This window comes from Olivibacter sp. LS-1, assembly GCF_008245145.1.
Taxonomy (GTDB): domain Bacteria; phylum Bacteroidota; class Bacteroidia; order Sphingobacteriales; family Sphingobacteriaceae; genus Olivibacter; species Olivibacter oleidegradans.
The window spans coordinates 3,052,757-3,075,582 of sequence record NZ_CP041643.1 but is presented as its reverse complement, the minus strand read 5'-3'; the positions used below and the strand labels follow the sequence as shown (position 1 = coordinate 3,075,582).

Genomic DNA, 22,826 nt, shown 5'->3' with positions numbered 1-22,826 from the left:
ATGGATACATTGTTTGAGTGTCGCCGATGGCCTGGGCATCCTTATTTTATCACACCACAGAACAGCCGGATTGTCACTCGGATAACTATAAATGCAGCCGCTGCAGCTGACGAACTTTATCTGCTTCTGTGGTGTGAGTTTCTTTGCCATTACCTTCGCATTGATTTTACAAGCAGTTTCAAGTCGGCATTTTTATTCATTGGGACGAACATTAGCATAGTCCCTATTCCTCTGATCATGGTACCCAATCCAACCAGGAGAGCACCGATGATTGCTACGGGCAGCAACAATACGGATGCTGCCTTTAGCCATAGTGGTTCCCGTTTCATGCTACCCTCAGTTCTTGATCTTCAGGAGATACGATGAGATTGATCACCTGAGCGGCCGTATCAGGTATCTTTGACACACTTTCTCTATTGTCCAGGAATACCGGCGCGGTTACTCCATAATAAGCCGACAGGGTGTTGATGATGTCAATACCTACCTGAACTTTGGCCGCGTTGTTAAGATCAGGGAAAGGAACACCTTCATAAGTGACTACACAGGTAGGTTCCTCACCTCCGTTGATTAGCCTGTTGAAAAGCCTGAACTTAGCATACTTGAACATTCCGTTCACACGGGATTCCAGCTCATCGGATTTAGCCTTCTCGAATCGTTCGATTGTAAACTCCTGTTTCTCCAAATCTGCCAGCTCCTGGGAAAGAGTCTTCTCCTGATCTTTCAGTTCTGAGATGCGATTTTCGGCTTTATCTATCAGTTCAGATACATTAAGTTTTCGACGAAGGCTGTCTATTTCAGCGCCTATTGTCGATTTCTTGACTCTGAGGTCTCCGTAATCAGTCTGTGGCCTATTTTCAAGGGAGGTTGTCAGATCGGAGATTTCTTTGGCGTTGGCTTGATATTGATGCTCGTCAAGCAACCTTTCTTCGACGGATACGACGTGAACAGATCCATTGTTTTTTATTGCCTCAAGCTCTTCTTTCGCTGAGGAAAGGTCGCTAGATAGTGTTTCAATGGTGGCCTCCAACGTAGTTCTAAGGCTGTTTGCCTGACTTTCCGCATCACTGATTTCCTGCTGACGTTTTGCCAAATCGGATTTCAACGATATCCCTCGCTCGTTTATGCTGTTCAGTTCATTGATTTTATTTTGGTTGAACAGTTCAATCTGTTTCGCTTTACGGGCTTCGATATCATGATCTTCATACGGTCGTCCGCAACCATGGCAAACAAAGTCGTCGTTGTTAATCTGCACTTCCTTCGCGTTGGTAGCCGTAAACAAAACACGCAGAGAATCCATCCTTGACTCAATGTCTGCAATGTCCCGATTGATACGCTCAATATGGTCGGCATGGCTCTTGTTCAATTGGCCAAGTTGAGATTTCTGAACCCTGAGGGAAGACTCGAGTTTATCAACTTTGGCAGAAGCATCAACTGAGGCACTTTTTGAATCGATAATTTCTTTTTGGTGTTCCTGACGTATTCTAGCTTCTATAGCCTGATTATCTAACTTAAGTGAATGAATTCGCTGCTGAATCTTCCTGACTTCGGCATTTTCCAACTCATTTGCCTCATTTTTATCAAGTATGGCTTTTTCTAGGTTAGAATACTCAATCTCAAGAGATTCAAGCTGCTTATTTACGCTTTCCACATCAACAGGCTCAGGTTTCGACCGTTCAGCTTCATCTATTCTTCCAGGTATTTCAACCAGCTGCTGCTTAATGTTCTTCTTTTGGGCCGAAATCATAGTCTTGAATTCTTTCAAGGACTTACCGCTCAACTGGTCTATCAGCGCAGCAAACTTCTTATCCGTTGATGCGATATCCTCGTCCGTTATCTCCCCAGCAATGTCCTGCAATACCGATCGCTGATCCTGCCATTTCAGTGACGGGAAGTAAAGAGGATTGGTTATGAGCTTGAACACATGCTCTTTAAGAACTTCGTTAACTTTATTCTGATATTCTCCTGCATTCACAGGCACTTCGTTCCAGAAATAAATGTGCTCATTACCAGTGAATTCGTGCTCCTCTTCTCCCCTTTTCTTTACCCATTTCTCTTTGTGTACATGCCTCACTGTGATCTGTTGTCCGTCGACTTCTATTACGCCTGACACTTCGTTTTCCTGACGCTGAGCTGCTATTCCTTGTTGATCAAGCGGCTTAATATTAAAGTCCTTCTTATCCGAACTGTCTTTACCGAAAAGGAGAAAAGTGAACGCGTCGAAAACTGTTGTCTTGCCGGTAGCGTTTGCACCGTAAATATTGGTAACTTCCTTGAAGTTAACCGTGAAGTTCTTTATACCTTTAAAATTGATTATGGTAAGGGTTTTCAAAAAGATATTCATTGTTTTATTTTTAGTTTGTTAATAGATTTATTGCTGACTCTTTGATGTCTTTAAGCTCTTCTCTTATGAGTGCAAGCTCTTTCAGGACCTCCATCAGTTTGGCCCGCTTTTCATTGGTTAATTCCATCGTGAATGGTTTACTAAAAGGAATAATAACATACCTAGGACGGCCAAGAACTTCACACCTACGATTATCATAAATCGCTTTCTTTCGTCCCGCATTTTTCGACTGTACGTCTCCATTGCTTCGCGAACATCAATTCGTCGATCCAGTTGACCATTAGATGTGTATAGTAATCCGTCAGACCCAACGTAGTGGGTTATTTCTTTGTTCTTTTCAAATAGTGATGATTTTTTGTTACCTTTGTACATGATTAAATGATTTAAGAGGTTATTTAATTTGCTAGGGATGTTCTGCACAACGTCCCTATTTTATTTTATCCTGTTCAAGGGCTTCACTTATGTTTATTTTGATACCCTTTGCCTTGAATTCCTGACTGTTGATATAATCGGCAAGCGAAGTACTGGATGCTATGGCCTGAATCTCAACCCTGTCGATTTGTTTCTTCTGATTGTCTTCTCCTTTCACGGTAAGCACTCCCAATCTGATCCATCTATCGACATATTTTCTACCGTATTTCCTGTATGCTTCGGATTTACTGATGAAAGGAGTAAGTTTACCGACCTCGGTTAGAGCCTGTGTTGCACCCACCTTCGCTACTTCAACCAGCACGTTTCTAAATTCTCTATTATATAGCAGCTCTCTCATTTCGTGTGGGGTTTACGATGCTCTTCTGTTTCTTATCTTTTTAAAATCACCCTCTGTCACCCGCCAAACGCGATAGTTTTTAGGATCGGAAGGATCTTCCCTGACCGTGAAAAATTTAGTCCCGGGCTTATGGAAGTTTCTCCATGCCGTTTGTCTAACTGTCTCCTGGCTCCCGTCCAAGACGGGAATCGAGTCCCCGATTTCGAGCTTGTCCAGCTTGTCGCTCCACGAAAGCGACATAGGGATCGGTACGTTTTTGTCAATTGATATTTCCATGTCTTTATTCAAATTGATTTATTAGGTGTTTTGATGTCTCTTATTTTTCTATCTTTACCTTTGTTGTGTTCTGTTGATACAAATGTATACCATTTGGTTAACTTTCACAATAGTTTAGTTTACTTTTTGGTATATTTTTAGTTAACTTATTGGTTTACAGTGAATAAAAATTTTAATATTATTGAATATTTATTAGAGACGTATAACATCAATCAAGAGGCATTATCGAAACGATTGGGTGTATCTAAAGCATATATCAGCAATCTGAAGAAAGGTAAACCAATAGGTAAACAATTTGGCGAGAAGATTGCGGCAACATTCGGATTAGAACTAGGTTTTGTCTTAACTGGTAGTGAAAAACCGACAACTGAAGATGTCTCAGCAAAATCAGATAATAAAATAGAAGAAGGAAAACTTACACCTATACCATTTGAAAACTACATGATGGTCGAATATGAAGATCTGTCTACATCGGCTGGCTATTTGGGAGTCAACGATTTAGAAACATTACCTGACACAAAGAAAAGGCTTATACCAAAAGAGTTTGAAAGGGGAAAATATCTGGTGGTCCGAGTGGACGGGCATTCAATGGACGACGGAAGCTCTATGTCTATTCCCGATGGAACCGAGATCTTAATAAGAGAGCTTCCCTTAACTACCGGCCAAGCACTTCCGATCCGAAACAACTTGTTTGTCATTGTCAGTAAGGACGGAGTTGTGCTTAAGCAGATTATTGAGCACAATTTGGAAGAGGGGTACATACGCTGCCACTCGTATAATCCGAAATTTAAAGATTATAATATTCCGTTATCAGATGTGCTTCAAATATTCTTATACAGAAAGATAGTGTCGTTTAGACCTCCTATCCCTGATATAACGGTTAATTGATGATGCGGTTATAAGTTAGGGCCTATGCGCGTTAGCAAAGCCACCAATGAGTGCAGAACCTTGGTTGCAAGCTTATATGAATTATTATTGAGCTTGCCGGCATTTGACGATGCGAGAGTTCCCAGAATATACCTTTTCTTGGATATCATTCCCGGAAGGGAACGCATCAAATACGGAAGACATGGATATGTGAGGAGAGGTTTTGTGGAGATAGGGTGCCTTTGCATGGGAGAGGTTAACGGAATATACGACGGCGTTATAAATGTAAATATCCAGGATGAAGACGTCATCTGGATAGAGGAACTGCAACATTACCTGTGGGATATCATAGACGATTTATATCTGAACGGCTTTCTGTTCACGAGAGAATCGAACGAATCGTTTAAAGTATCACGGACATTGTGGCTATATAATACCAGATACATAGTTAAAAAATAGAAAAATGAAAGAACAGAATGATAAGCCATATCTGGCTATCGGAACACGTCTTAAAGAATTCAGAATTGAGAATCAGGTAAAACAAACCGACATTCAGGAAGCGATCGGCCAAGCATTCACACATACATCACGCGTTGAAAACGGAAAGGCACTACCCAACATAAACTATTTGCTTTATCTCAATGAGAAGTATGACCTCAATATTAACTGGGCCTTAACCGGTGCCGGCGACAGAAAGGTTCATCCTAAAGCTGGAAAATCCGCCGATGTTTCTAACTTATTAGCAAGAATAGCTCTCACAGAAGCCCGTATTGACCGGATGGAAAAGAGCATCAAGGCTGTTCTTTCTCAAGAATAGCTATGACATCGGATTGTATCCGATCTATGAGACTCCAATCGTAATCAATGTAGTCTTTGGTAATCCGATGCTGCAAGTCAGTATGATTCAATGCTTCCGCGACGTCCGATACGCTATAGCCACAGTGGTTTCGTGCCCAGCTTGCAAATGTGTGCCTAGCATGATAAAAGGTCATTCTTTCTATCTTAAGAATTTCTCCTATCTTTCTCATACCGTAACCTATGGTCCGGTTCAGTATAAGATTATTCGCATACCTTTCCTGAATAAGGCCTGAATACTTATCTATGATTTTCCTAGCTTGTTGCGGTATAAAAATGCTGATGAACGCATCATCCTTTCGCTTCCCTTTTGTTTTACTTCTGTTGTATTCAAGTCTGTCCGATGAAATCGGACCTTTAAGGTACTCATACATATCCTTTGCATTCATGCCACACATGTAAAAACTTAACATGAACAGGTCTCTTGCAATAACGGTACGGATATCATAGACCTCTATGTCTCGGATTGCTTTAAGTTGTTCGGGGTCTAGGTTCCTCTTCCTGGTGGCCTTGATCTCATTCATCTTGTATTTGCTGAACGGATTGTTTTTAATACGTATTATTCCACTGTCTTCATCGTTATAAAACGATTTGGCGGCATTGAACACCGTACGAAGGTTGGACATCCTGTTTACAATTGTGTTGTGGGATAACCCGGCTACTTCGCGAGTATATTTGCCTCCGTTCCTTTTGGTTCGTTCAACCGTCCTATTGCTTCTCAGGTGCATTTCAAAATTCTGTAGAAGCTTGGAGGTAAACATGTCGGTAGGCAATGGTCTTTCTCCCCAGTAGTCGCGTAGACTGAGGATGGACGACCTCATGGTGATCACTGATGTGATCCTCCCTTTTTTAGTTTCTCGTTCGAAAAATTCATCGGCAAACTCAAACAGGTCAATTACACCTTCTTTCGCTGTAAGGTACTCTTTGATCGCGTGGCAATCCATGTAATAAAGCCGTTCCCCCAATTCGGTTATTTTATCCCGGTATCTGGTTAGGGTATCCGCCATATATTTATCGAGCCATGCTTGCTTGAGTTTGTATATAGTTGTTTTGTCCTTGCCTTTTTTTGCTGTGAGATGAGACGTCGAAACAAAATGAGTTGTATCGATATATGCTGATTTACTGTTGTGAGAAACCCTGACTTTTACATTCCAAGTACCATCCTGTTTTTGATGGTGGTTTAAGATCACTGCACTGACCGTTGCCATCCGTTGTAAATTAGTTGTAAATTTTAGTTTGATAAGAAGTACAAAAATAGCTGTTTTTTCTGACAAGTCAAAGGTGGCTTAGGGATAGATAAAGCGGCTTTTTAGTGTCTATTGGGCAGAAATGGTCATTTTCTGGAAACATTCATCATAGAACATCTACAACTATGATTTTAATGTTCTAAAAAATATTGTTTTCTAAATCACCTACAATGTGATTTTTGTGACGACAAAGATATTAAAAAGTAAAAATTAAAAAGTCAAAAGTCAAAATTAAAAAGTAAAAAGTCAAAAGTCAAAAGAGCGAGTTGGTTCATTCTTGTGATTTCTGCCAGCAGTTTAATGCACAGTCAAAAATACGCTTAATAAAAAAAGTCCGGCATTTAAATACCGGACTTTCAACCAAATTATCCTGTTGCTTATGCCCTTTAAGCAACCTCTTTCGACTAAACCGCTGTCGAAAGTTCTTCACGCAGCCGCTTGGCTACCACTTTTTCTTGTCCCGGCTTTAGCATCCAAGCAGTTAAAATCAAAGAAGTATCCTCAGCTCCACCTACTTCTATAGAAGGTGTTCCATTCCGTAAACGTTGCTGTAATTCCTTGCCCGATATTTTCACCTTTTCTGCATTCCAATGGATATATAGCGTTGGTGTCACATTTCCCAAAGGAGGCACCTTCACCTCCGTCGTAACACCTTCAACCGCTTGCGCTGCCGTTGCGATCAGATCAATTTGAGCCTGTTGTAAGTTCCACTCTTGTTGATGATCAAGGTTGATAAACTTCTCTAAGGCAACATACATACCTAAAATTTCTTCCTTATTCACTTTCATCCCTCTGCCAATATTAAACCCACGTGGAGGCATATGTAATCTCGCTGCTTGTATAAAGTTCTTTTTACCCATCAATAAGCCGGCACTCTGCGGTCCACGGATCGCCTTTCCTCCAGATACGCACACTAAATCAAAGCCCATTTCATGAAATTTCCACAAGTTGGAAACAGGTGGTACGTCAGCCGCGATATCAATCATGGTGGGAACACCATGTTTTTTTGCAATCGAGACCCACTCCTCGTGCATGATGCTACCTTTGTCAGCCTGTACGTTAAGAAAGAACATCAACGCCGTTCGTTCATTAATGGTTTGCTCAAGCTCTTCCCTCGTTTCTACCATCACAATTTTACAACCCGTATTTTTAAGCGCATGGGTATAAACAATTTCATGCCCTTTTTGACAGATCACCTCCGACTTCATATCGGTTCCCATTAGGTGGGGTAACTGAATTGCTTTTTCTTCGTCAAGGCCCGTTAATATTCCGGCCAATCCCAAAGTCATAGCGGAAAAACATCCTGCTGTTACGACGGCAGATTCCGCATGTACCAAACTCGCAATTTTTTCACCTACTTTATCTTGCAATTCATCCAGCATGCAAAAATCCGTTGCACTGTAGTTTATCGCTTCCAGTACTTCCGGTCGCATAAGGGATCCCGTCATGGCAGTATAGGTTCCGGCAGCGTTGATAAAAGTACGTACGCCCAATTCTTTGAATAGCTCTCGACCCCGCCGCTCCTTATCCAGCCATAATAATCTATTCCCGTCTACATAAGGGGTGATGAATCCACCGGCAGGCAGCATCGACAAATATTTTAATAGTTCTCTTCTTCTCATGATAATTCTTTTTAATTTTTAAGCTCGCTAACCGTTTTAAGCGCAGCGTCAGGAGTAGCTAGTGGTTTATTTTGCCAATAGGAAGCTAACAATGATCCTGTGATATTCATTAAAGGCCCAAAGATGGCAGGTGCTAGTCCCACTGTAGCTAGCTTACCCATTTCCTTTGCAATACCGGAGGCTAGGCCTCCATTCTGCATTCCCACTTCAATTGCCATGGTTCGACAGTCGCGCTCAGACATACGGAAAAGTCTACCGCAACTATAGCCTAAGAAATAACCTGTTAAATTGTGTATTAAAACGAGCAGGATCAATTGCGGACCAATATGGAGTAAACTATCTCTACCGGCAGCTGTAATGATGGCAATGATAATAGCAATACCTGCCATCGAGATTTTAGGCATAAATGCGTCTAACCACTTTACTTTGCCATGAAATAGTCTATTGAATAACAAACCGGCACCTATGGGTAGTATAACCATCTTCAAAATATCCCACATCATGTCTAATAGATGGATTTCTACAAATGCACCGGCTAATAGCTTCATCAGCGTCGGAGTTACCAAAGGTGATAGTAATGTTGATACCGCTGTGATCGTAATCGATAATGGTAAATTGGCCTTAGCCATATAAGACATCACATTGGAGGCCATTCCATTGGGCGAACAGCCAATCAGAATAATTCCAGCTGCTATTTCCGGAGAAAAGCCGCTTACATTGGCCAGGAAAAAGCCAACACAGGGCATAATGATGAAATGACTTACTACACCAATAAAAACGCCCTTTGGATGCTTAATCACCCCCACAAAATCGTGTACGCTCATGGAAGTCCCCATGCCGAACATGATCAGCTGTATCAAAGGAGTGATCAGCTCAGCCAATGGAAAACCGTTAACACTTACAAAGTGTTGGGGATAGCACAGCGCCGCCGCAACCATTGCAAATATCATCATTGAATAAGCATACCCTTGTAACAACTTAATGGTCCGAAAAGATAAGGCCGTTGCTAGCAAACATATAATAAGGCTCGGGCCCCATACTGATTGCTTCTGGGTCCAGTAAGCCCATATGGCCAGGATTGCCGTCACCATTGCAATCAACAAAGTGACTTTGTAAAATGAAAATTGCCTCATATCAAATATTTAGGTTCATTATGTTTACCAGGTTCTTTTTTCCATTAGTTGATCCAGCTGCTTCTTGGTAAGCCTCACCCGATCTTCTTGTTCCTTTAACCAGTTCAGAAAATCAAGTTTTATCGGATCATCCCACTGGTTATCGATCTGTCCTACACTGTATTTCCCCGCTTGAATTCGATCTTTTCCAAAGGCATCCCTCAATTGGATAAATTCGGCAGTGACGATGACCTCTTCTGCCAGGTGGGCCGGTATAAAAAGCACCCCCTCTTTATTACACAACACTAAATCTCCAGGTAACACAATCGCTTTGCCGATACGTATCGGTGTATTAAGTCCCATTAACATTGATTCCTCTAAAAAAGACGGATGGAAATCACGTACAAAAGCATTGAAACCTTTTATGTCGGCTAAACCATCAAAATCACGTGCTCCGGCATCAAAAACTACTCCCTTACCGGTACGCTGAAAGATGGTGGTTCCCAGGGTTTGTCCAATCAAGGTTCCACCCGCTACTTTCCCGAAGCCATCAGCGACGTACACATCTCCTTTTTGCAGTAGCTCAATGGGCCACGCATTGGTGCTTCCTTTAAGGCCTTTCTCATGCCCGCGCTCTAATATGGCATCTTCTATATCGGGCCTCCTTGGCATATACGCGGCCGTTACAGCGCGCCCTGCAAAGACCTCATTTTCACGAATCGCTTTCCACCCATCCTCAAATTGATTATAATAGCCCGCATTTCTCAGAATGGTCCAAGCATCATCAAAACCAATACGCTCGGCTCTTAAAAGGAGTGAATCAGGAATCTTCGGGCGCCCATCTCGGTAACGCTCCCCTTTCCAGGAGGAAGTTAGAAAACGAAGTTCTTCTTTTGTTATTTGCTGAGCTGCGCCGGTAGTAACAAAAAAGAGCAGCATCATAAGCATAAAAAAACTTTTCCTAACGTACATTCTGTTCATGTTAAACATAGGCTATGCAATCCATTTCCACGAGCGAATCACCGGGCACCCCGCCATAAGTCGCCACGGTAGTGCGTACGGGCGGTTTACTGCCAAATCGTCCTTGATACACCTCATTCATGGCCTTGTAATCTCCAAGATCTGCCAGATAGACGTTGACTTTCAGCACCTTTTCCATCGATGATCCTGCCTTTTTTAGTTCCGCTTCCAATTCTTTTAATACATGATCTGTATGTGCTTTTATATCACCATCGAAATGTGCCCCTTTACCGGCCACAAACACTAATCCGTTATATTTGGTGGATCCCGAGAATAAAGGCACATTGTCCTGCTTAGTTATATTGAAGGTTTCTTTTGTGGCCGACTTGCTTTCAGCTCGAAGCATGGCATTAGCTCCTAATAGACCTACCATGGAGGCAAACAATCTTTTAATGACTGATCTTCTTTCTGTTTTCATAATGAATAAATTTGATTGTTAAACTGTTATATGGTTTTTGTTAATGTTCCGTTTGCTTTTTAGCAACGACTATAGGGTTAGCGATCCCATTGAGATCGTATACAATCTCTCCACCTCGCACGGTCATTTCACAGGCTAACTTCTGCTTTCCGTTGATCTTGTATCCTGTATAATCAAAGTATCCGAAATTTCCATTAAGTACATTCAGAATAGCAATATCAGCCTCTGCCCCTACACTCAGACTACCTAGTTCCGGTCGTTTTATTATTTGAGCGGGTTGCCAAGTACTGGCGGCAACTACCTGCTGCAAGCTCATTCCCATTACCAAACACTTAGACATCACGCTCAACATATCCTTCATCGCATTATTCATACTGCCTGTATGGATATCGGTACTAATAGCGTCCGGATAGAAGCCTTCTTTGATAGCTGGAATTGCCTGGCTAAAGGAAAAGCTAATCCCTCCGTAGCCCACATCAAAATACCGCCCCTCCTTTCGCGCTTTCCATGCAAAAGGCTTCACTTTCTTTTCAGTGGGATCGACAATTGATTCGCGCCCTTTGATCTGTGCAAAACAATGGGTTAAAATGTCACCTTTTCTTAAATGGTTCAGGAGCAGGTCTTCCAAAGGTAGTGGTGGTATACTACCACCGAAGTCCACCATAACCGGCAAATTACCCGCTTGCTTCCCCGCTTCTACGGCATGATCAACTATTGTCCAATCCGGGCCTTCAAAATGAGCTACTTTGAAGCCTACGATATAAGGGTGGAATTGCCGAGCAACCAAAGCGGCCATTTTTGGATCGGTATCCTTTAAGTCCTGCTCATAAGCACCACCGCGCATTCCTTCACCAATAATGTTTAAGAAAGCAAGTACGCGGGTTTTTGAGTGATCTATTGTCTGATCCTTATAAAGCTGAAAATTTCTCCAACCGGGACTTCCGGCATCCACGACCGTGGTAACGCCATTGCGAAAAGTAAAGCCGTCCGGTGGAATAGCCGTATAACTATTTCTCAGGTAACTATGCGGTTCGGTCCCGAAAAAATGATGCGCGTGAATATCGATTAAACCAGGTGTTACATACAGTTTTTCCGCGAGGACAACTTGTGTAGCCTTTCCTTGAATATTTTTAGCCACCTGGACAATTTTCCCGTCCTTAATGGCAATGTCCATTACTTCATCGATACCATTCTTCGGATCGATGACGTGCCCACCTTTAATAAGTATCGCGTAGTCTTGCGCGCATAATGTTGCGCTAAGAACGGTTAGCGTAATAAAAAATATGATCTTTTTATACATAATGCTTCTGCTGATTAGTTCGCGGGATCCCACCATACACGACTGGTTAAGGCATTTGTTCCTCCTTGCCGTTGTTTTGCTTCATTAAAATTATCGCGATTGTAACTTTCTTCAGTTAGTGGCACCACAAAACGTCGGGGGATGGTTCCTCCTGTCAGGTTTCCCGGATAGTTAGTCGGAGTCAGGCTGGGGTAACCCGTCCGGCGCCAATTAGCAAAAATTTCATATTCATCTTGTAAGAATAAGGACACCCATAATTGGGTATAAATCTGTTCAAGCTTTTCTTCGAAAGTGCCCTGATTATTAAATGGGTGTTGTGATAAGTAGAAATTAATCCGAGCTTCACTGATCTCCCCATGTTGACCAAATAAACTCCATTGATGCATTGCTGCGCGTACCGCAGCTTCATAAGTTTGCGCGGGATTACCATCATACCATCCGCGGAGAGCGGCTTCCGTGAGTAATAAATTCGTTTCGGCATTTGTTAAAACCAAATGAGGGGCATCGTAACGTAGAATCGTGTTTGGATTCGGTTCCGAATAACTTGCAAAATCGGCAGGAAATGAATTAAAAGCAGCATTGGGCATCCCCTTTTGAATCGCTGAACTGGTGTCCGCTACATAGGTACCTGTTGCGTTACGTACCCAGACGACAGCAATTGCATTTAATCGCGGATCCTGCGTCTCTTTCAGATGATCAATAAAGGTTTTGGCCAGTTTACCCCCTTCTATATTATCCACCGCTTGCGGATTGAGATAATCCGTATTCAAAAGAGCTGTTGCAATGAAATTACGCTGTGCTACTTGCGATCCATCTACATATTGAATGCGTGCCAAATCGTTATCATTCATAACTACGCCTCCCGCGATTGCCTTTCTTACCCAACTTTCTGCAAGCGTCGCATCTATCTTTGTCAAACGCATGCCCAGGCGTAACATCAATGAATATGCAAATTGCCTCCATTTCGTAACGTTTCCGGCATAAATCAAATCGCCATTGCCAAAAGTTGGTAAATCCGGATCCAACGTATTGGCCGACTCTTCCAATTCTTTCAATAAATCGTTATAAATCGTGGCTTGCACATCATATTTCGGTGTGTAATTTTGGTTACTAGCACCAAAACCTGCTTCGGTATATGGAACGTCGCCATATAAGTCAGTAAGCCTGTGAAATATTAAAACCTTCCAAATACGTGCAATAGCCAATTTATTAATGTCTTCGGGATTGGCGCTTACTGCATCGATCACTTTTTTTATTTCAATAACGGCTGTAGAATAAGCCTCCCAACTATTGTATGAATAGGTTTCATTAAAATATTTATCGCCTGCGGCGGGTACTTCTTTATAGGTAGCCGTCTGCTGCATCGATCCGCCAATTGTTAAATAAGCAGCACCGACATAATTGAAACTCACACCATCTAATAGCGCCTTCGTAAACATGTATTCAGGCACCACCGTGGTTGAAGCGTTTGGGTTAACATTCATCTCTTCAAAACCTTTATCGCAGGCAGAAAAGAAGCAGAACAACGAAACCGCTAACACATGTAGAAATAGCTTTTTCATATCTTTTGGTCTATTGATTAAAATTTAACAATTAGGTTGATACCGAAGCTCCTCGTTCTGGGAACGCCAAATGCCTCTAATCCCTGTGCATTACTGTTAGTATAGCTAGACTCAGGGTCGAAATACTTATTTCGCTTATCGTGATATAAAGTCAATAGGTTCCGTCCGACCAAGGAAATAGTGGCACCCTGTAATTTCGCCCATCGGAATTTTTCTATCGGAAGATTGTAGGATAAAATAACCTGTCTGAGCTTTACGAAGTCGTTGTCAAACATAAACATGGAGGTATAGAACTTGTCATTATCATAATAGGTATCAATGTCTTGAGGGGCCCACGTTTTACTGAATGGATTACCTTCGGGGTCAACACCGGTCACTGTTAAACCGGTTTCACGTCCCGGTAAGGTTTCTTCCGGCAATCCAAAACGGTAGGCATACTGATACATATTGGAGTACATCATACCACCAAACTTCCCGTCGATCAATACATTCAGCGAAAAGTCCTTATAGCGAAACGTATTGTTCAATCCCATAATTAAAGGAGGAACACCCTGACCAATCTCTTCGAGCGGGCCTCTTACCGCATACCCACTTTCCGGATTATATACCACTTGACCATTTTCGTCTGTTAGTTTCCGATAACCCCACAAAGCGCCATAAGGCCTACCTACCACATTGCGTATACTTCCTCCGCCAACACCATCGCCTACTACTATAGCATCTAACCCCTCCGCTAATTGTTGAATTTCACTTTTGTTATAAGAAATGTTATAGGTGGCATCCCAACTGAAATTTTCCTTTTTGATAGGTGCACCACTTAAGAGTACTTCAATACCCCGATTATTTAACTCGCCTACATTTAATAAGGCTCGATTATAACCGGAAGCTTGAGAAATGTTGGATTCAACAATATCATCGGTTGTTTTTCGATTATAAAAAGTAAGATCAGCCCCTAGACGCCCATTGAAAAACTGCGCATCAAGACCAAATTCGTAAGTGGTAGAGGTCAAAGGTCTTAAGCCTGGATTGTTAACTAAATCGGACGTCAATTCCTGTACCGGCCTTCCATTATGTCCTCCCTGTACCATGGAATAGGATTCGTTCAATATATAAGCGGTCGGTGTCGCACCACCTACCTGTGCCCATGAGCCCCGTAATTTCAAACCACTTATGGATTTGGGAAAGCTCAGTGCTTCTGATAGAACAAAGGTTCCTCCTACCGATGGATAGAAAATACTATTGTTTTGCGGACTTAATGTAGAGAACCAATCTTGTCGACCCGTGAAAGTTAAATACGCTAAGCCTTTATAACCAATGTCCGCTGATCCAAAAATTGAGTTAATACCCGTTTTTTGATATAAAGGGGTGGTTGTTAAAATATTTAAATTCGTATAGCTGTAGAAATTAGGCACCCTGAATTCACTTCCCTCAATCGTTGTCAGATCGTACTCATTCCTTTGTATATTTCCGCCGGCCATCGCGGACAAGCTGAAATCACGGAAACTTGTATTGTAATTCAAGGTAAACATGTAATTTGTTTCTGATGAGGTCGCTCTTAAGCTTTGATAAGCACCTAGGGGTCTAAAAGCGGTTCCTGTGGGCTGTATAGCTTCGAATTCTGAATTATAATAGTCTCTACTCGCGCTTCCCTTGATAAAAAGATTGTCGAGAATATCGTATTGAAGACTTCCCTGCATAATATATCGGTTCTTTTTATCGTGATTCCGGTAACGATTTACGACAAACCAAGAGTTTGGTGCTTCAGCCACCGGATTCCACCTGACTTCATTTCCCTCAGCATCGTAACCCGGTGCCAGCGACATGATGTCAACTGTATTTGCTAACATATATACAGCCCAAGCGGGATTATCATTTGCATAACCAACTTTAGGACGGTTTTTTCCTTGATCATAATTATATTGTGAAACGGCTTCCAAATGAAGCTTCTTGCCGATATTGGCATTGACCGATAAGTTGGTAGTTAGTCGTTTGTAAGTAGAGTTCGGTACAATCGCTTGCGCATCCGTGTTCGAAACACTCGCACGATACCGCAGATCTTCACTCCCTCCGTATAGTGCTAACGAGTTTATATAAGTCTGCCCGGTTTCATAAAATTGTTGTGGATTGTTTTTTTCAGGCGAATAGGGTCGTTCTACGCCATCAAATTGCACATAGGGCTGCCCGTCCATCCTCGCACCATAGGATAAACGGCCGGTTGCAATCGCCTCGTCCTGTGTGGTAGGCTTTCGTCCATCAATCCCCTGTCCGTATTCATACTGCCATTCAGGGTACATGGAAGGACGCTCAAAGGTAGAGGTGCTATTAAACTCAATACCTAAACCTTTTTGTGCTACTCCTTTTTTTGTAGTAATCAAAATTACGCCATTTGCGGCTCTCGATCCATATAAAGCAGATGCCGGACCGCCTTTTAAAACGCTGATACTTTCAATATCATCTGGATTGATACCCGCTATTCCATCGCCACGGTCAATATTCCAACCCATTCCTGTCGAACTTGTGCTACCTCCCGGTGTCGAATTATCCATCGGCATTCCATTGATCACATACAGCGGTTGATTGTTTCCGCTCAATGATCCGTTACCCCTAATAATCACCCTACTCGAACCACCTGGGCCGGTAGCCATACCCGAAACATCAACACCTGCCACTTTACCTACCAAAGCATTAGCGACATTCACTTCTTTTGCCTGCGTTAATTGGTCACCGCCAACTTCGGCTACCGAATAGGCCAACGCCTTTTTTTCACGTGAAATCCCTAATGCGGTAACAACTACTTCACTTAAGGCTTGATTATCTTCTACTAATTGTACATTTACTACATGACGACCGCCAATAGCTACGGTTTGCCCCACATAGCCCATATAGCTAAATTCTAATTCACCTGTCCCTTCCACTTTTAATTGGTAAGCACCGTCAGCCCCTGTTACTGTACCCTTGGTACTACCCTTTAGGCGTACACTCACGCCCGGGATCCCCTGCCCTTGCGCATCGGTTACGAGTCCCTTTACCTCTATTTCTTGATTCAGACCAGGGGTGGATTTACCTAAAACAATCCGATTCTCGATAACTTTGTACTGAATGTTTTTGGCTGTAAGAAGCTGATCAAGCACTCGCTGCAAAGACTCTTGCTGCACTTCGATGAATACGCGCTGCGATAAATCTATAATTTGTTTACTGTAAATAAATTTAATGGCTGCTTTCTCTTCAATAAGCTTTAACGCCTGTAATAAAGCCTGCCCTTTTACGCTTAAATTGATACGTTTAGAAAGATCCAATGTGCTCTCAGGTTGCTTTGCAAATGTTTGGACGTGGATGGCCGTAAGTATAATTATTAGTCCAAGCAGACAGGATCGAATGGTTGTGGATGTCCTCGGGTTGATTCTCATATAAATGCTGTTTGATGGTTAAAATGTAGGCAAATAGCGCCCATGACAATTGCATATATCGATATTTTAATAATTTAAAATATCACAACTGTCGTTATGTAACTATGTATTAATTATTAGTTAATAATAAGTTGTTAAGTTTTCATATGGATAGTAATTAGGGTCATGAATGATTTACTTTTTTATTAACCTGATGCGATCTCCGGAAATCTCATATTGCAGGTTGAGTGATTGACTGATTATTTCCATAATGGAAATTAAGTTTAGCTGATTAAAGTCGGCAGTCAATGTATAACTTTCAAGTTTTTTATCCTGAAAATCAATTTGGACATTGAAAGTACTGTCAAGCAAGTGAGCAATATCTTTAAGTGGCTTATCTTCAAAAGACATACTCCTCTTTTTCCACATTTTCACTGACGAACGCGATGTTTCTTTTGTTTTAACTAAATGGGCCTTGTGTTTATTAAAATGTACTTTCTGATCAGCTACGAGCAGAACCTCTCGGCTACCTTGCATCTTTTCAGCGACGCTTATATTTTCATCGACGCGACTGACAGCTACCATACCTGTTACCACAGAGACCTCTTCTTCTGCATCGCCTGCGCTCCTTATGCGAAAACTTGTTCCAAGAACTTTGGTCAACAACGATCCACTATTGATAAGAAAAGGTTTGTTCGGATCTTTGGCTACTTCAAAAAAAACGTCACCCCGCATCGTTACTTCTCTTACCCCTTGTTGAAAAGTGCCGCTATACTGCAGCGACGAATGTGGCGCTAGCCAAATCACACTTCCATCCGGCAAATGATGCTTCAGTATGGTTTTACTTTCATTTTTAACCAGTACCACCGGATCTGTTTTAAAAATTTTGTCCAATTGGCCACCCAACAGTAGCCATATGAACGCGATTAACACAATTGCTGCAGCGGCGGCCCAAACGCCGGTAGAGCGATTTTTACGATGTACTTTCTTAAAAGGCGCGCCCTCACTGCCATTATGGAGAGACAGACCACTTCTCCTTTTGATATTATACAACATCCGTGCTTTCAAAAGGCTATTTTTCCGTATTTGATCGAATTCTTCGGCTGATAACGAGTTACCCATCGCATCGTACCACGCCTCCACTAGTTTCACTTCCTCTGCATTACATTGCTTATTAAGGTATTTTTCTATTAAAGCCTCGGAAATTTCGCTCTTCATTTTATAGTATATCTTTTATTTATAATAGCTTCCATTTGTATAGTCGGCCCAAAGCCCTTTATCCCCTACGCCGTTGTAAAAAAAATTATCTTTTTAAGCTACAAGCCAAAATGGTTGCGATATTAGAATTAAGGAAAGGCTTTCTTTGGTCAATTTTCTTTAAAAATTCGTGTTACTTCTTCCACAAAACCAACGTCGACTGTAGGGAGCTCATCGCTTCGCTCTTGGGTTTTGGTCACCCTTAAGATCGAAACAAAAGGCGAAGAGTTCGTTTAACAACGAAATTCTAAACATATCTAACATAAATAATACAGCAATAAAAGATGAAACGAATAAAGCTTCATAGCTACTTTCAGCCTACTTAATGCTTTGGTCAACTGGTTTTCAACCGTTTTTTCCGATATGCCAAGCAAATCAGCTATTTCCTTATTACTTTTAAACTCTTTTCTGCTTAGCTCATAAATATAACGACAGCGGTCGGGTAGTAATCGAACATGGTTTTCAATTTGATTTTGTAACTCGTTAAAGGCTAGCCGTGTTTCGGTAGAATTATCGTAATCCCTAAAATTGCCTTTGTAGAATTCTTTGTAATTCTTTCTAACTATTTCCTTTTGTATAGCACTTATTACCAAGTACCTAACAGATGTAAAAAGATAAGCAGCAACGGAACTATGAATCTGTATTCGTTTGCGGTTCAGCCATATACTAGTGAACAGATCCTGTACAATTTCCTCTGCTAACTCAGCCTTTCTTAATCGTCTCAGCGCCTCGGCATATAATTTATACCAATAACGATTGTATAGCTCTTCAAAGGATAATTCGCTCCCGTCTACACAGGCATGGAAAAGTTCTTCATCAGAAAACTTTGTTAAATCTTTCATAATCAAGCTTTAAACCATAAAAAATTCGTTACGTCACCATGCTTCCTTATGAAGTCAATGATATTATTTGCATTATTATTTTTAACCAAACACGAAGGTCCCGCAACGTTTATATGATAAATAATTGGTCAGCGTATTATTTTTGGAAGACTATAAAATGAGTTAAACAAACTTAGATAAATTGCTTTTTAAATGCAAATTACTTTAGCTAGATTAGGGAAATCTCTTTTAATATATACACCTTCATCTATAGGCCAAAGGCGAATTCCCTGTAGCTAGATAAATAATTCTACATTTTTTTGCGAGTCATTAATGACAGAAGATACTACTCCCTGATCTGGCAATACAAAAAATGCAGAAAGCCCAAAGCGCTTGGGAACGCCGGGCTTTCTGCTTTTATCCAACCTAAACCTTGTTGGTAGAACAATAAGTTGCAGAATTTGTTTTACGAATCGTTATTTATATGTCACAGAGGTTAATAGTAACACACAACACTAATAACCAGAAACAAATAACTAACGACTAATAACCAGATAACTACAACCGCTTAACACGGATATTTTTAAAATGTACCTCTGATCCATGACCCAAAAACCCTATATGACCGGATTTTCGTTTAAGTCCCGGATGATCGAGTTTATCTAACGTACCATTTTTTGATGCCTCGGCAATGTCACCTTCTAAAATAACGGTGCCATTTAGCGTGACTTTGATCTTATTTCCTTTTACGTAAATCTCTTCTTCATTCCATTCTCCCACCGGTTTAAGAAAGCCTCTTTTAGCAGGAATTACCCCATAAACCGATCCGTGGTATTGATATTTCTTAAGATCTTTATAAATGTCCGCTTCATTATCCAATACCTGAATTTCCATTCCTTCATACGCCGCGTTGCCTTCTAAAGGGGCCCTGATACCAATGCCATTATTCGCTCCGGGAGTTAGACGAAAGCTAAAGCGATAGATAAAATCACCAAACTCTTCTTTTGAATACAAATTACCTCCTGAGTCCTTAACGGGATAACAAGCCAGCGTTCCTTCGTCACTGATTGTGTAAGCAGTTGTATTCCCTGTCCAGCTATCTAAGTTCGAACCGTCAAACAGTACTTTGAAACCAGCAGCCTTTTCTTCATTGCCTAAAGTAAAAATCTCTTTTCTAGGTATTTCCTTAATATAGATGTCCCGATAGGCGACTTCAGTTCCATGAGCTTGTAGTTCTATCTGTTCAATAGGAAAAATGGGTTGACTTCGATCCCAGTAATTTTCTAAGGTAACGTTATCAGTTACTAGCTGCCCATTAAGATATACTGTCACCTTATCGCCTTTCATAATAATACGAAAGGTATTCCATTCTCCCAGTGCATTATCCGCTACTTTAAGAGGTTTGCTTTCGTTCTGTTGGTTATTATAAAGACCACCGGAACCTACTTGGGCTCCAACGTTTACGCGGGAGGTATCCCAAATCTGGACCTGAGGTGTTCCCCGAAGATAAATACCTGCATCACCTTCCTTACCAACGGTACTCAACTTCCAATCTACCAGCATTTCGAAGTCACCATATTGTTTAATGGTTGCAATATTATCACCTTTTCCATTAAAGTAAAGCACCCCGTCCTTTACATACCAGCCACGCCGCATCAATTCATCAGCCTTTTGCTGAGCGACAGATAGTTCCTTCGCACTCATTTTGGCTCGCTTAATGGGATTTTCTACTAAACCTTTCCAACCTGTTAAATCTTTGCCATTGAAAAGTGACACAAAACCACGACCCTTGGGTAATTCATTGATATGTTTAATTAAGGCTTGTTTTAAATAATCGCTATCTTGTCCGCTTAACGCGTCTACCGTTTTATTCAAGATGGCGCTCACTTCTTCACCATAGAGGCTAGGATTTGATAATGCGATGTTTAACACCGCCATGGCTGCAGCGGATTTCAACTCCGGGTCGTCTAAATATTTTCCGGCAAAGATGAGTGCATTATAAGTAAAATTATTGCTCAATGCACCCAATATCATTCTTTTTTGCTGCGTATTTTGTGCAACTCCCATAGCATCCCTTAGGAGTAATACTTTTTGCTCTGCCGGGAAGTCGCTTTGTGCGGTCAATCGTACAATACCGTTTAAGATCTGATTCAATTGCTTTGAGTCGCTTGTCGCCCGACTCAACTTGATTAATTCAGGCAACGCGTCATGATCATTCCAATTAGCGAGTGCTTCAACTGCCGCAGCTTTTAAGTTCGCATCATTTCCATCAAGTACTTCAACAACCGGCTGTAGAGCTTTACCTTCACCTATTCCTGAAAAAACGTTCAAATAAAGCGTTTTTCCGTTCGGATTTGCCGATTGATAACTGGCCAATAATGATTGGATATCCTGCTCCTTTTGTGGACTCCCCTGAACGGCCGCAACTATAGCTTGCTGTACTAATTTTATCTCGTTTTCGTTACCTGCTGTAGATAATAAAGAGGTTAATGAGGCAAGATTTTCGGATTTCGAAATGGCGGGCAATGTATTATATGCAGCATCTCTTACCGTCGGATCACTGCTTTTCAGCAAGGCAGTAACTGCGGTGAAACTTTCGTTTGCGCCTCTATTAGCTAGTACTTGCATAATTGTCACCTGATCTGCCGGTACTGCTGTAGCTAAGGAAGTCACTAACTTACCCGTTAAACCTTCGCCTTTCAATGTAAGAAAGGCTTCCTTTACCGCTTCTCGCTCTTCTTGGTTGGATTCTGATAATAACTTCAACAATTCAGGCGTACCCTCTACCCCTTTTAGTTTTCCATAGGCTTTAATAGCCGTAACTTTCACAAGGGTATCATCACTCTTTAGGGCTTTTTCAACAAAAGGAAGTGCACTATCGTCTGTTGTATTTGATAAAGCTTTTATGATAGCTGCTTGCGTTTCGGGATTCGCTTTTTTTACTGCTTTCCCCCATTTTTCGACAGCAGCGCCATTTAAATATGGCTGCGCTAATTTTAAAGCGGCAATGCTGTATGCTTTCTCCTTATCTCTAGATGCTTTTACCAAATCCGGAACATATTCGGCTCCGTAAATGTGCGTTAAAATATTAAGCCCTGCAATGCGCGTAGGTGTATGTTCATCATCTACTTTCAACAAAGTTTTTGCTACTTTTTCAGCTAGCTCCTTATTCCCTTTGAGGAGTAGGTTATTTGCGTAATTAATATAAGAAGCGGTCGCTTTTGATTCATCATAACCGAAGTTAACCTTTTCAGCTGCAGCCCTTAAAACTTCCTCAGAAGATGGGTCAGCCAATTTTGCTAATGCATAGAGCGCTGTTTTCCTAACCGTTAATTCCTCTGCGGTGGCAAATGAAACAATGGTGGGCGCTGCAGGCACATAATCGGCATCGCCAATAGCTTCCAGTATGTAGGTTATATTTCTTCCTTTTGCAGACGGTAACGCAGCCATAAGAGCTTTTCCCGCCTCATCGGAACGAATTCGTGCCAAAGTCCGTGCAGCACGATCCCCTAAATATTCATCTTGTAAATACGTAGAAACGGCAGACACGGCATCGTCTTTTCCTGCATTAGTGAGTAGATTCAGCACGTACCCTTTATTATTTTTATCCTGCATTTTCCCCAAGGCATCCAAAGCGCCCTGGACAAATTTGGAACGCATTGACTCCTTTCCATTCTGCATAACAAAATAGGAATAGCTGTTGGTTGCATATTCGATTTTTGCGTTGTCCCCGCCTTGTGGCTTTAAAGATAAAAGCAGTGCGCTGATATCAGCAGCCGTAAAATTGTCTAATTGGGCCATTGCAGCATTCAGCTTATCGGCATTCTGAGCGGGCTGTGTGGCTAACAAATCTGCTATTTTGGTCGTCGCTGTACGCCTATCATCTTGCTGCGCAAAAGCCGGTGGGTTGGCGAGCATAAAAGCAAGGATAGAAGCATATATATAATTCTTCATATTGGTTTTAATAGTTCGT

At 41.6% G+C, this 22,826-nt stretch carries 19 protein-coding genes; 4 read left to right on the top strand and 15 right to left on the bottom strand.

Annotated features, from left to right (window positions below; genetic code table 11):
• Nucleotides 1–366 carry a hypothetical protein gene (locus FKG96_RS12275; protein ID WP_149105571.1) on the top strand — a complete coding sequence of 122 codons (366 nt, stop codon included), beginning with the start codon at nt 1–3 and terminating at the stop codon, nt 364–366.
• On the opposite strand, the gene FKG96_RS12270 is transcribed toward FKG96_RS12275, so the two are convergent.
• From FKG96_RS12270 to FKG96_RS12255, 4 genes are all read right to left on the bottom strand, one after another.
• Entirely contained in the window at nt 326–2,341 is a 2,016-nt protein-coding gene (locus tag FKG96_RS12270) for an AAA family ATPase (protein ID WP_149105570.1), read from the bottom strand. The genes FKG96_RS12275 and FKG96_RS12270 overlap by 41 nt on opposite strands.
• A gap of 117 nt (nt 2,342–2,458) precedes the next feature.
• The gene (locus tag FKG96_RS12265) at nt 2,459–2,713 is read right to left on the bottom strand and encodes a hypothetical protein (RefSeq protein ID WP_149105569.1); all 255 of its coding nucleotides are present in this window, start codon (nt 2,711–2,713) and stop codon (nt 2,459–2,461) included.
• A gap of 55 nt (nt 2,714–2,768) precedes the next feature.
• Complete coding sequence (locus FKG96_RS12260) at nt 2,769–3,110, bottom strand: hypothetical protein (protein WP_149105568.1); 342 nt, start codon at nt 3,108–3,110, stop codon at nt 2,769–2,771.
• A gap of 12 nt (nt 3,111–3,122) precedes the next feature.
• Nucleotides 3,123–3,386, bottom strand: a complete 264-nt coding sequence (locus FKG96_RS12255; RefSeq protein ID WP_149105567.1) for a hypothetical protein — start codon at nt 3,384–3,386, stop codon at nt 3,123–3,125.
• Between the two features lie 159 nt (nt 3,387–3,545).
• Between FKG96_RS12255 and FKG96_RS12250 the strand changes: the two genes are divergently transcribed.
• Genes FKG96_RS12250 through FKG96_RS12240 form a run of 3 tightly spaced genes read left to right on the top strand, consistent with a single transcriptional unit; the run spans nt 3,546 to nt 5,070 of the window.
• Nucleotides 3,546–4,274 carry a LexA family transcriptional regulator gene (locus FKG96_RS12250; protein WP_149105566.1) on the top strand — a complete coding sequence of 243 codons (729 nt, stop codon included), beginning with the start codon at nt 3,546–3,548 and terminating at the stop codon, nt 4,272–4,274.
• A gap of 24 nt (nt 4,275–4,298) precedes the next feature.
• Nucleotides 4,299–4,712 (top strand): hypothetical protein, encoded by a 414-nt coding sequence (locus FKG96_RS12245; RefSeq protein ID WP_149105565.1) that lies wholly within the window; start codon nt 4,299–4,301, stop codon nt 4,710–4,712.
• 4 nt (nt 4,713–4,716) lie between these two features.
• Nucleotides 4,717–5,070 (top strand): helix-turn-helix domain-containing protein, encoded by a 354-nt coding sequence (locus FKG96_RS12240; RefSeq protein WP_149105564.1) that lies wholly within the window; start codon nt 4,717–4,719, stop codon nt 5,068–5,070.
• On the opposite strand, the gene FKG96_RS12235 is transcribed toward FKG96_RS12240, so the two are convergent.
• The 11 genes from FKG96_RS12235 to FKG96_RS12185 form a co-directional block, all read right to left on the bottom strand.
• Nucleotides 5,045–6,316 (bottom strand): site-specific integrase, encoded by a 1,272-nt coding sequence (locus FKG96_RS12235; protein ID WP_149105563.1) that lies wholly within the window; start codon nt 6,314–6,316, stop codon nt 5,045–5,047. The genes FKG96_RS12240 and FKG96_RS12235 overlap by 26 nt on opposite strands.
• A 443-nt stretch (nt 6,317–6,759) precedes the next feature.
• Nucleotides 6,760–7,977 (bottom strand): aminotransferase class V-fold PLP-dependent enzyme, encoded by a 1,218-nt coding sequence (locus tag FKG96_RS12230; RefSeq protein ID WP_130857326.1) that lies wholly within the window; start codon nt 7,975–7,977, stop codon nt 6,760–6,762.
• An 11-nt stretch (nt 7,978–7,988) separates the two neighbouring features.
• Entirely contained in the window at nt 7,989–9,110 is a 1,122-nt protein-coding gene (locus tag FKG96_RS12225) for a bile acid:sodium symporter family protein (protein ID WP_149105562.1), read from the bottom strand.
• A 24-nt stretch (nt 9,111–9,134) separates the two neighbouring features.
• Entirely contained in the window at nt 9,135–10,061 is a 927-nt protein-coding gene (locus FKG96_RS12220) for an RraA family protein (RefSeq protein WP_242627315.1), read from the bottom strand.
• A 10-nt stretch (nt 10,062–10,071) separates the two neighbouring features.
• Nucleotides 10,072–10,527: a RidA family protein gene (locus tag FKG96_RS12215; protein WP_130857324.1), complete on the bottom strand. Its 456-nt coding sequence runs from the start codon at nt 10,525–10,527 to the stop codon at nt 10,072–10,074.
• Nucleotides 10,528–10,567: 40 nt separating this feature from the next.
• Entirely contained in the window at nt 10,568–11,827 is a 1,260-nt protein-coding gene (locus FKG96_RS12210; RefSeq protein ID WP_165447037.1) for an amidohydrolase/deacetylase family metallohydrolase, read from the bottom strand.
• Between the two features lie 14 nt (nt 11,828–11,841).
• The gene (locus FKG96_RS12205) at nt 11,842–13,389 is read right to left on the bottom strand and encodes a SusD/RagB family nutrient-binding outer membrane lipoprotein (RefSeq protein ID WP_130857322.1); all 1,548 of its coding nucleotides are present in this window, start codon (nt 13,387–13,389) and stop codon (nt 11,842–11,844) included.
• A 17-nt stretch (nt 13,390–13,406) separates the two neighbouring features.
• The gene (locus tag FKG96_RS12200; protein ID WP_149105561.1) at nt 13,407–16,796 is read right to left on the bottom strand and encodes a SusC/RagA family TonB-linked outer membrane protein; all 3,390 of its coding nucleotides are present in this window, start codon (nt 16,794–16,796) and stop codon (nt 13,407–13,409) included.
• Between the two features lie 174 nt (nt 16,797–16,970).
• Nucleotides 16,971–17,993 (bottom strand): FecR family protein, encoded by a 1,023-nt coding sequence (locus tag FKG96_RS12195; protein ID WP_130857320.1) that lies wholly within the window; start codon nt 17,991–17,993, stop codon nt 16,971–16,973.
• 296 nt (nt 17,994–18,289) lie between these two features.
• Nucleotides 18,290–18,874, bottom strand: coding sequence for an RNA polymerase sigma-70 factor (locus tag FKG96_RS12190; protein ID WP_013666220.1), 585 nt, complete (start codon nt 18,872–18,874; stop codon nt 18,290–18,292).
• A 537-nt stretch (nt 18,875–19,411) separates the two neighbouring features.
• A complete protein-coding gene (locus FKG96_RS12185) occupies nt 19,412–22,807 on the bottom strand; it encodes a DUF1080 domain-containing protein (RefSeq protein ID WP_130857319.1) in 3,396 nt (1,131 codons plus the stop codon).
• Nucleotides 22,808–22,826: the final 19 nt, after the last annotated feature.

Coding starts and splice junctions, on each gene's coding strand:
- FKG96_RS12225 (WP_149105562.1), bottom strand. CDS start 9,110: ATGAGGCAATTTTCATTTTACAAAGTCACTTTGTTGATTGCAATGGTG.
- FKG96_RS12210 (WP_165447037.1), bottom strand. CDS start 11,827: ATGTATAAAAAGATCATATTTTTTATTACGCTAACCGTTCTTAGCGCA.
- FKG96_RS12215 (WP_130857324.1), bottom strand. CDS start 10,527: ATGAAAACAGAAAGAAGATCAGTCATTAAAAGATTGTTTGCCTCCATG.
- FKG96_RS12275 (WP_149105571.1), top strand. CDS start 1: ATGGATACATTGTTTGAGTGTCGCCGATGGCCTGGGCATCCTTATTTT.
- FKG96_RS12245 (WP_149105565.1), top strand. CDS start 4,299: ATGCGCGTTAGCAAAGCCACCAATGAGTGCAGAACCTTGGTTGCAAGC.
- FKG96_RS12265 (WP_149105569.1), bottom strand. CDS start 2,713: ATGTACAAAGGTAACAAAAAATCATCACTATTTGAAAAGAACAAAGAA.
- FKG96_RS12220 (WP_242627315.1), bottom strand. CDS start 10,061: ATGTACGTTAGGAAAAGTTTTTTTATGCTTATGATGCTGCTCTTTTTT.
- FKG96_RS12205 (WP_130857322.1), bottom strand. CDS start 13,389: ATGAAAAAGCTATTTCTACATGTGTTAGCGGTTTCGTTGTTCTGCTTC.
- FKG96_RS12270 (WP_149105570.1), bottom strand. CDS start 2,341: ATGAATATCTTTTTGAAAACCCTTACCATAATCAATTTTAAAGGTATA.
- FKG96_RS12190 (WP_013666220.1), bottom strand. CDS start 18,874: ATGAAAGATTTAACAAAGTTTTCTGATGAAGAACTTTTCCATGCCTGT.
- FKG96_RS12240 (WP_149105564.1), top strand. CDS start 4,717: ATGAAAGAACAGAATGATAAGCCATATCTGGCTATCGGAACACGTCTT.
- FKG96_RS12185 (WP_130857319.1), bottom strand. CDS start 22,807: ATGAAGAATTATATATATGCTTCTATCCTTGCTTTTATGCTCGCCAAC.
- FKG96_RS12235 (WP_149105563.1), bottom strand. CDS start 6,316: ATGGCAACGGTCAGTGCAGTGATCTTAAACCACCATCAAAAACAGGAT.
- FKG96_RS12200 (WP_149105561.1), bottom strand. CDS start 16,796: ATGAGAATCAACCCGAGGACATCCACAACCATTCGATCCTGTCTGCTT.
- FKG96_RS12255 (WP_149105567.1), bottom strand. CDS start 3,386: ATGGAAATATCAATTGACAAAAACGTACCGATCCCTATGTCGCTTTCG.
- FKG96_RS12260 (WP_149105568.1), bottom strand. CDS start 3,110: ATGAGAGAGCTGCTATATAATAGAGAATTTAGAAACGTGCTGGTTGAA.
- FKG96_RS12195 (WP_130857320.1), bottom strand. CDS start 17,993: ATGAAGAGCGAAATTTCCGAGGCTTTAATAGAAAAATACCTTAATAAG.
- FKG96_RS12230 (WP_130857326.1), bottom strand. CDS start 7,977: ATGAGAAGAAGAGAACTATTAAAATATTTGTCGATGCTGCCTGCCGGT.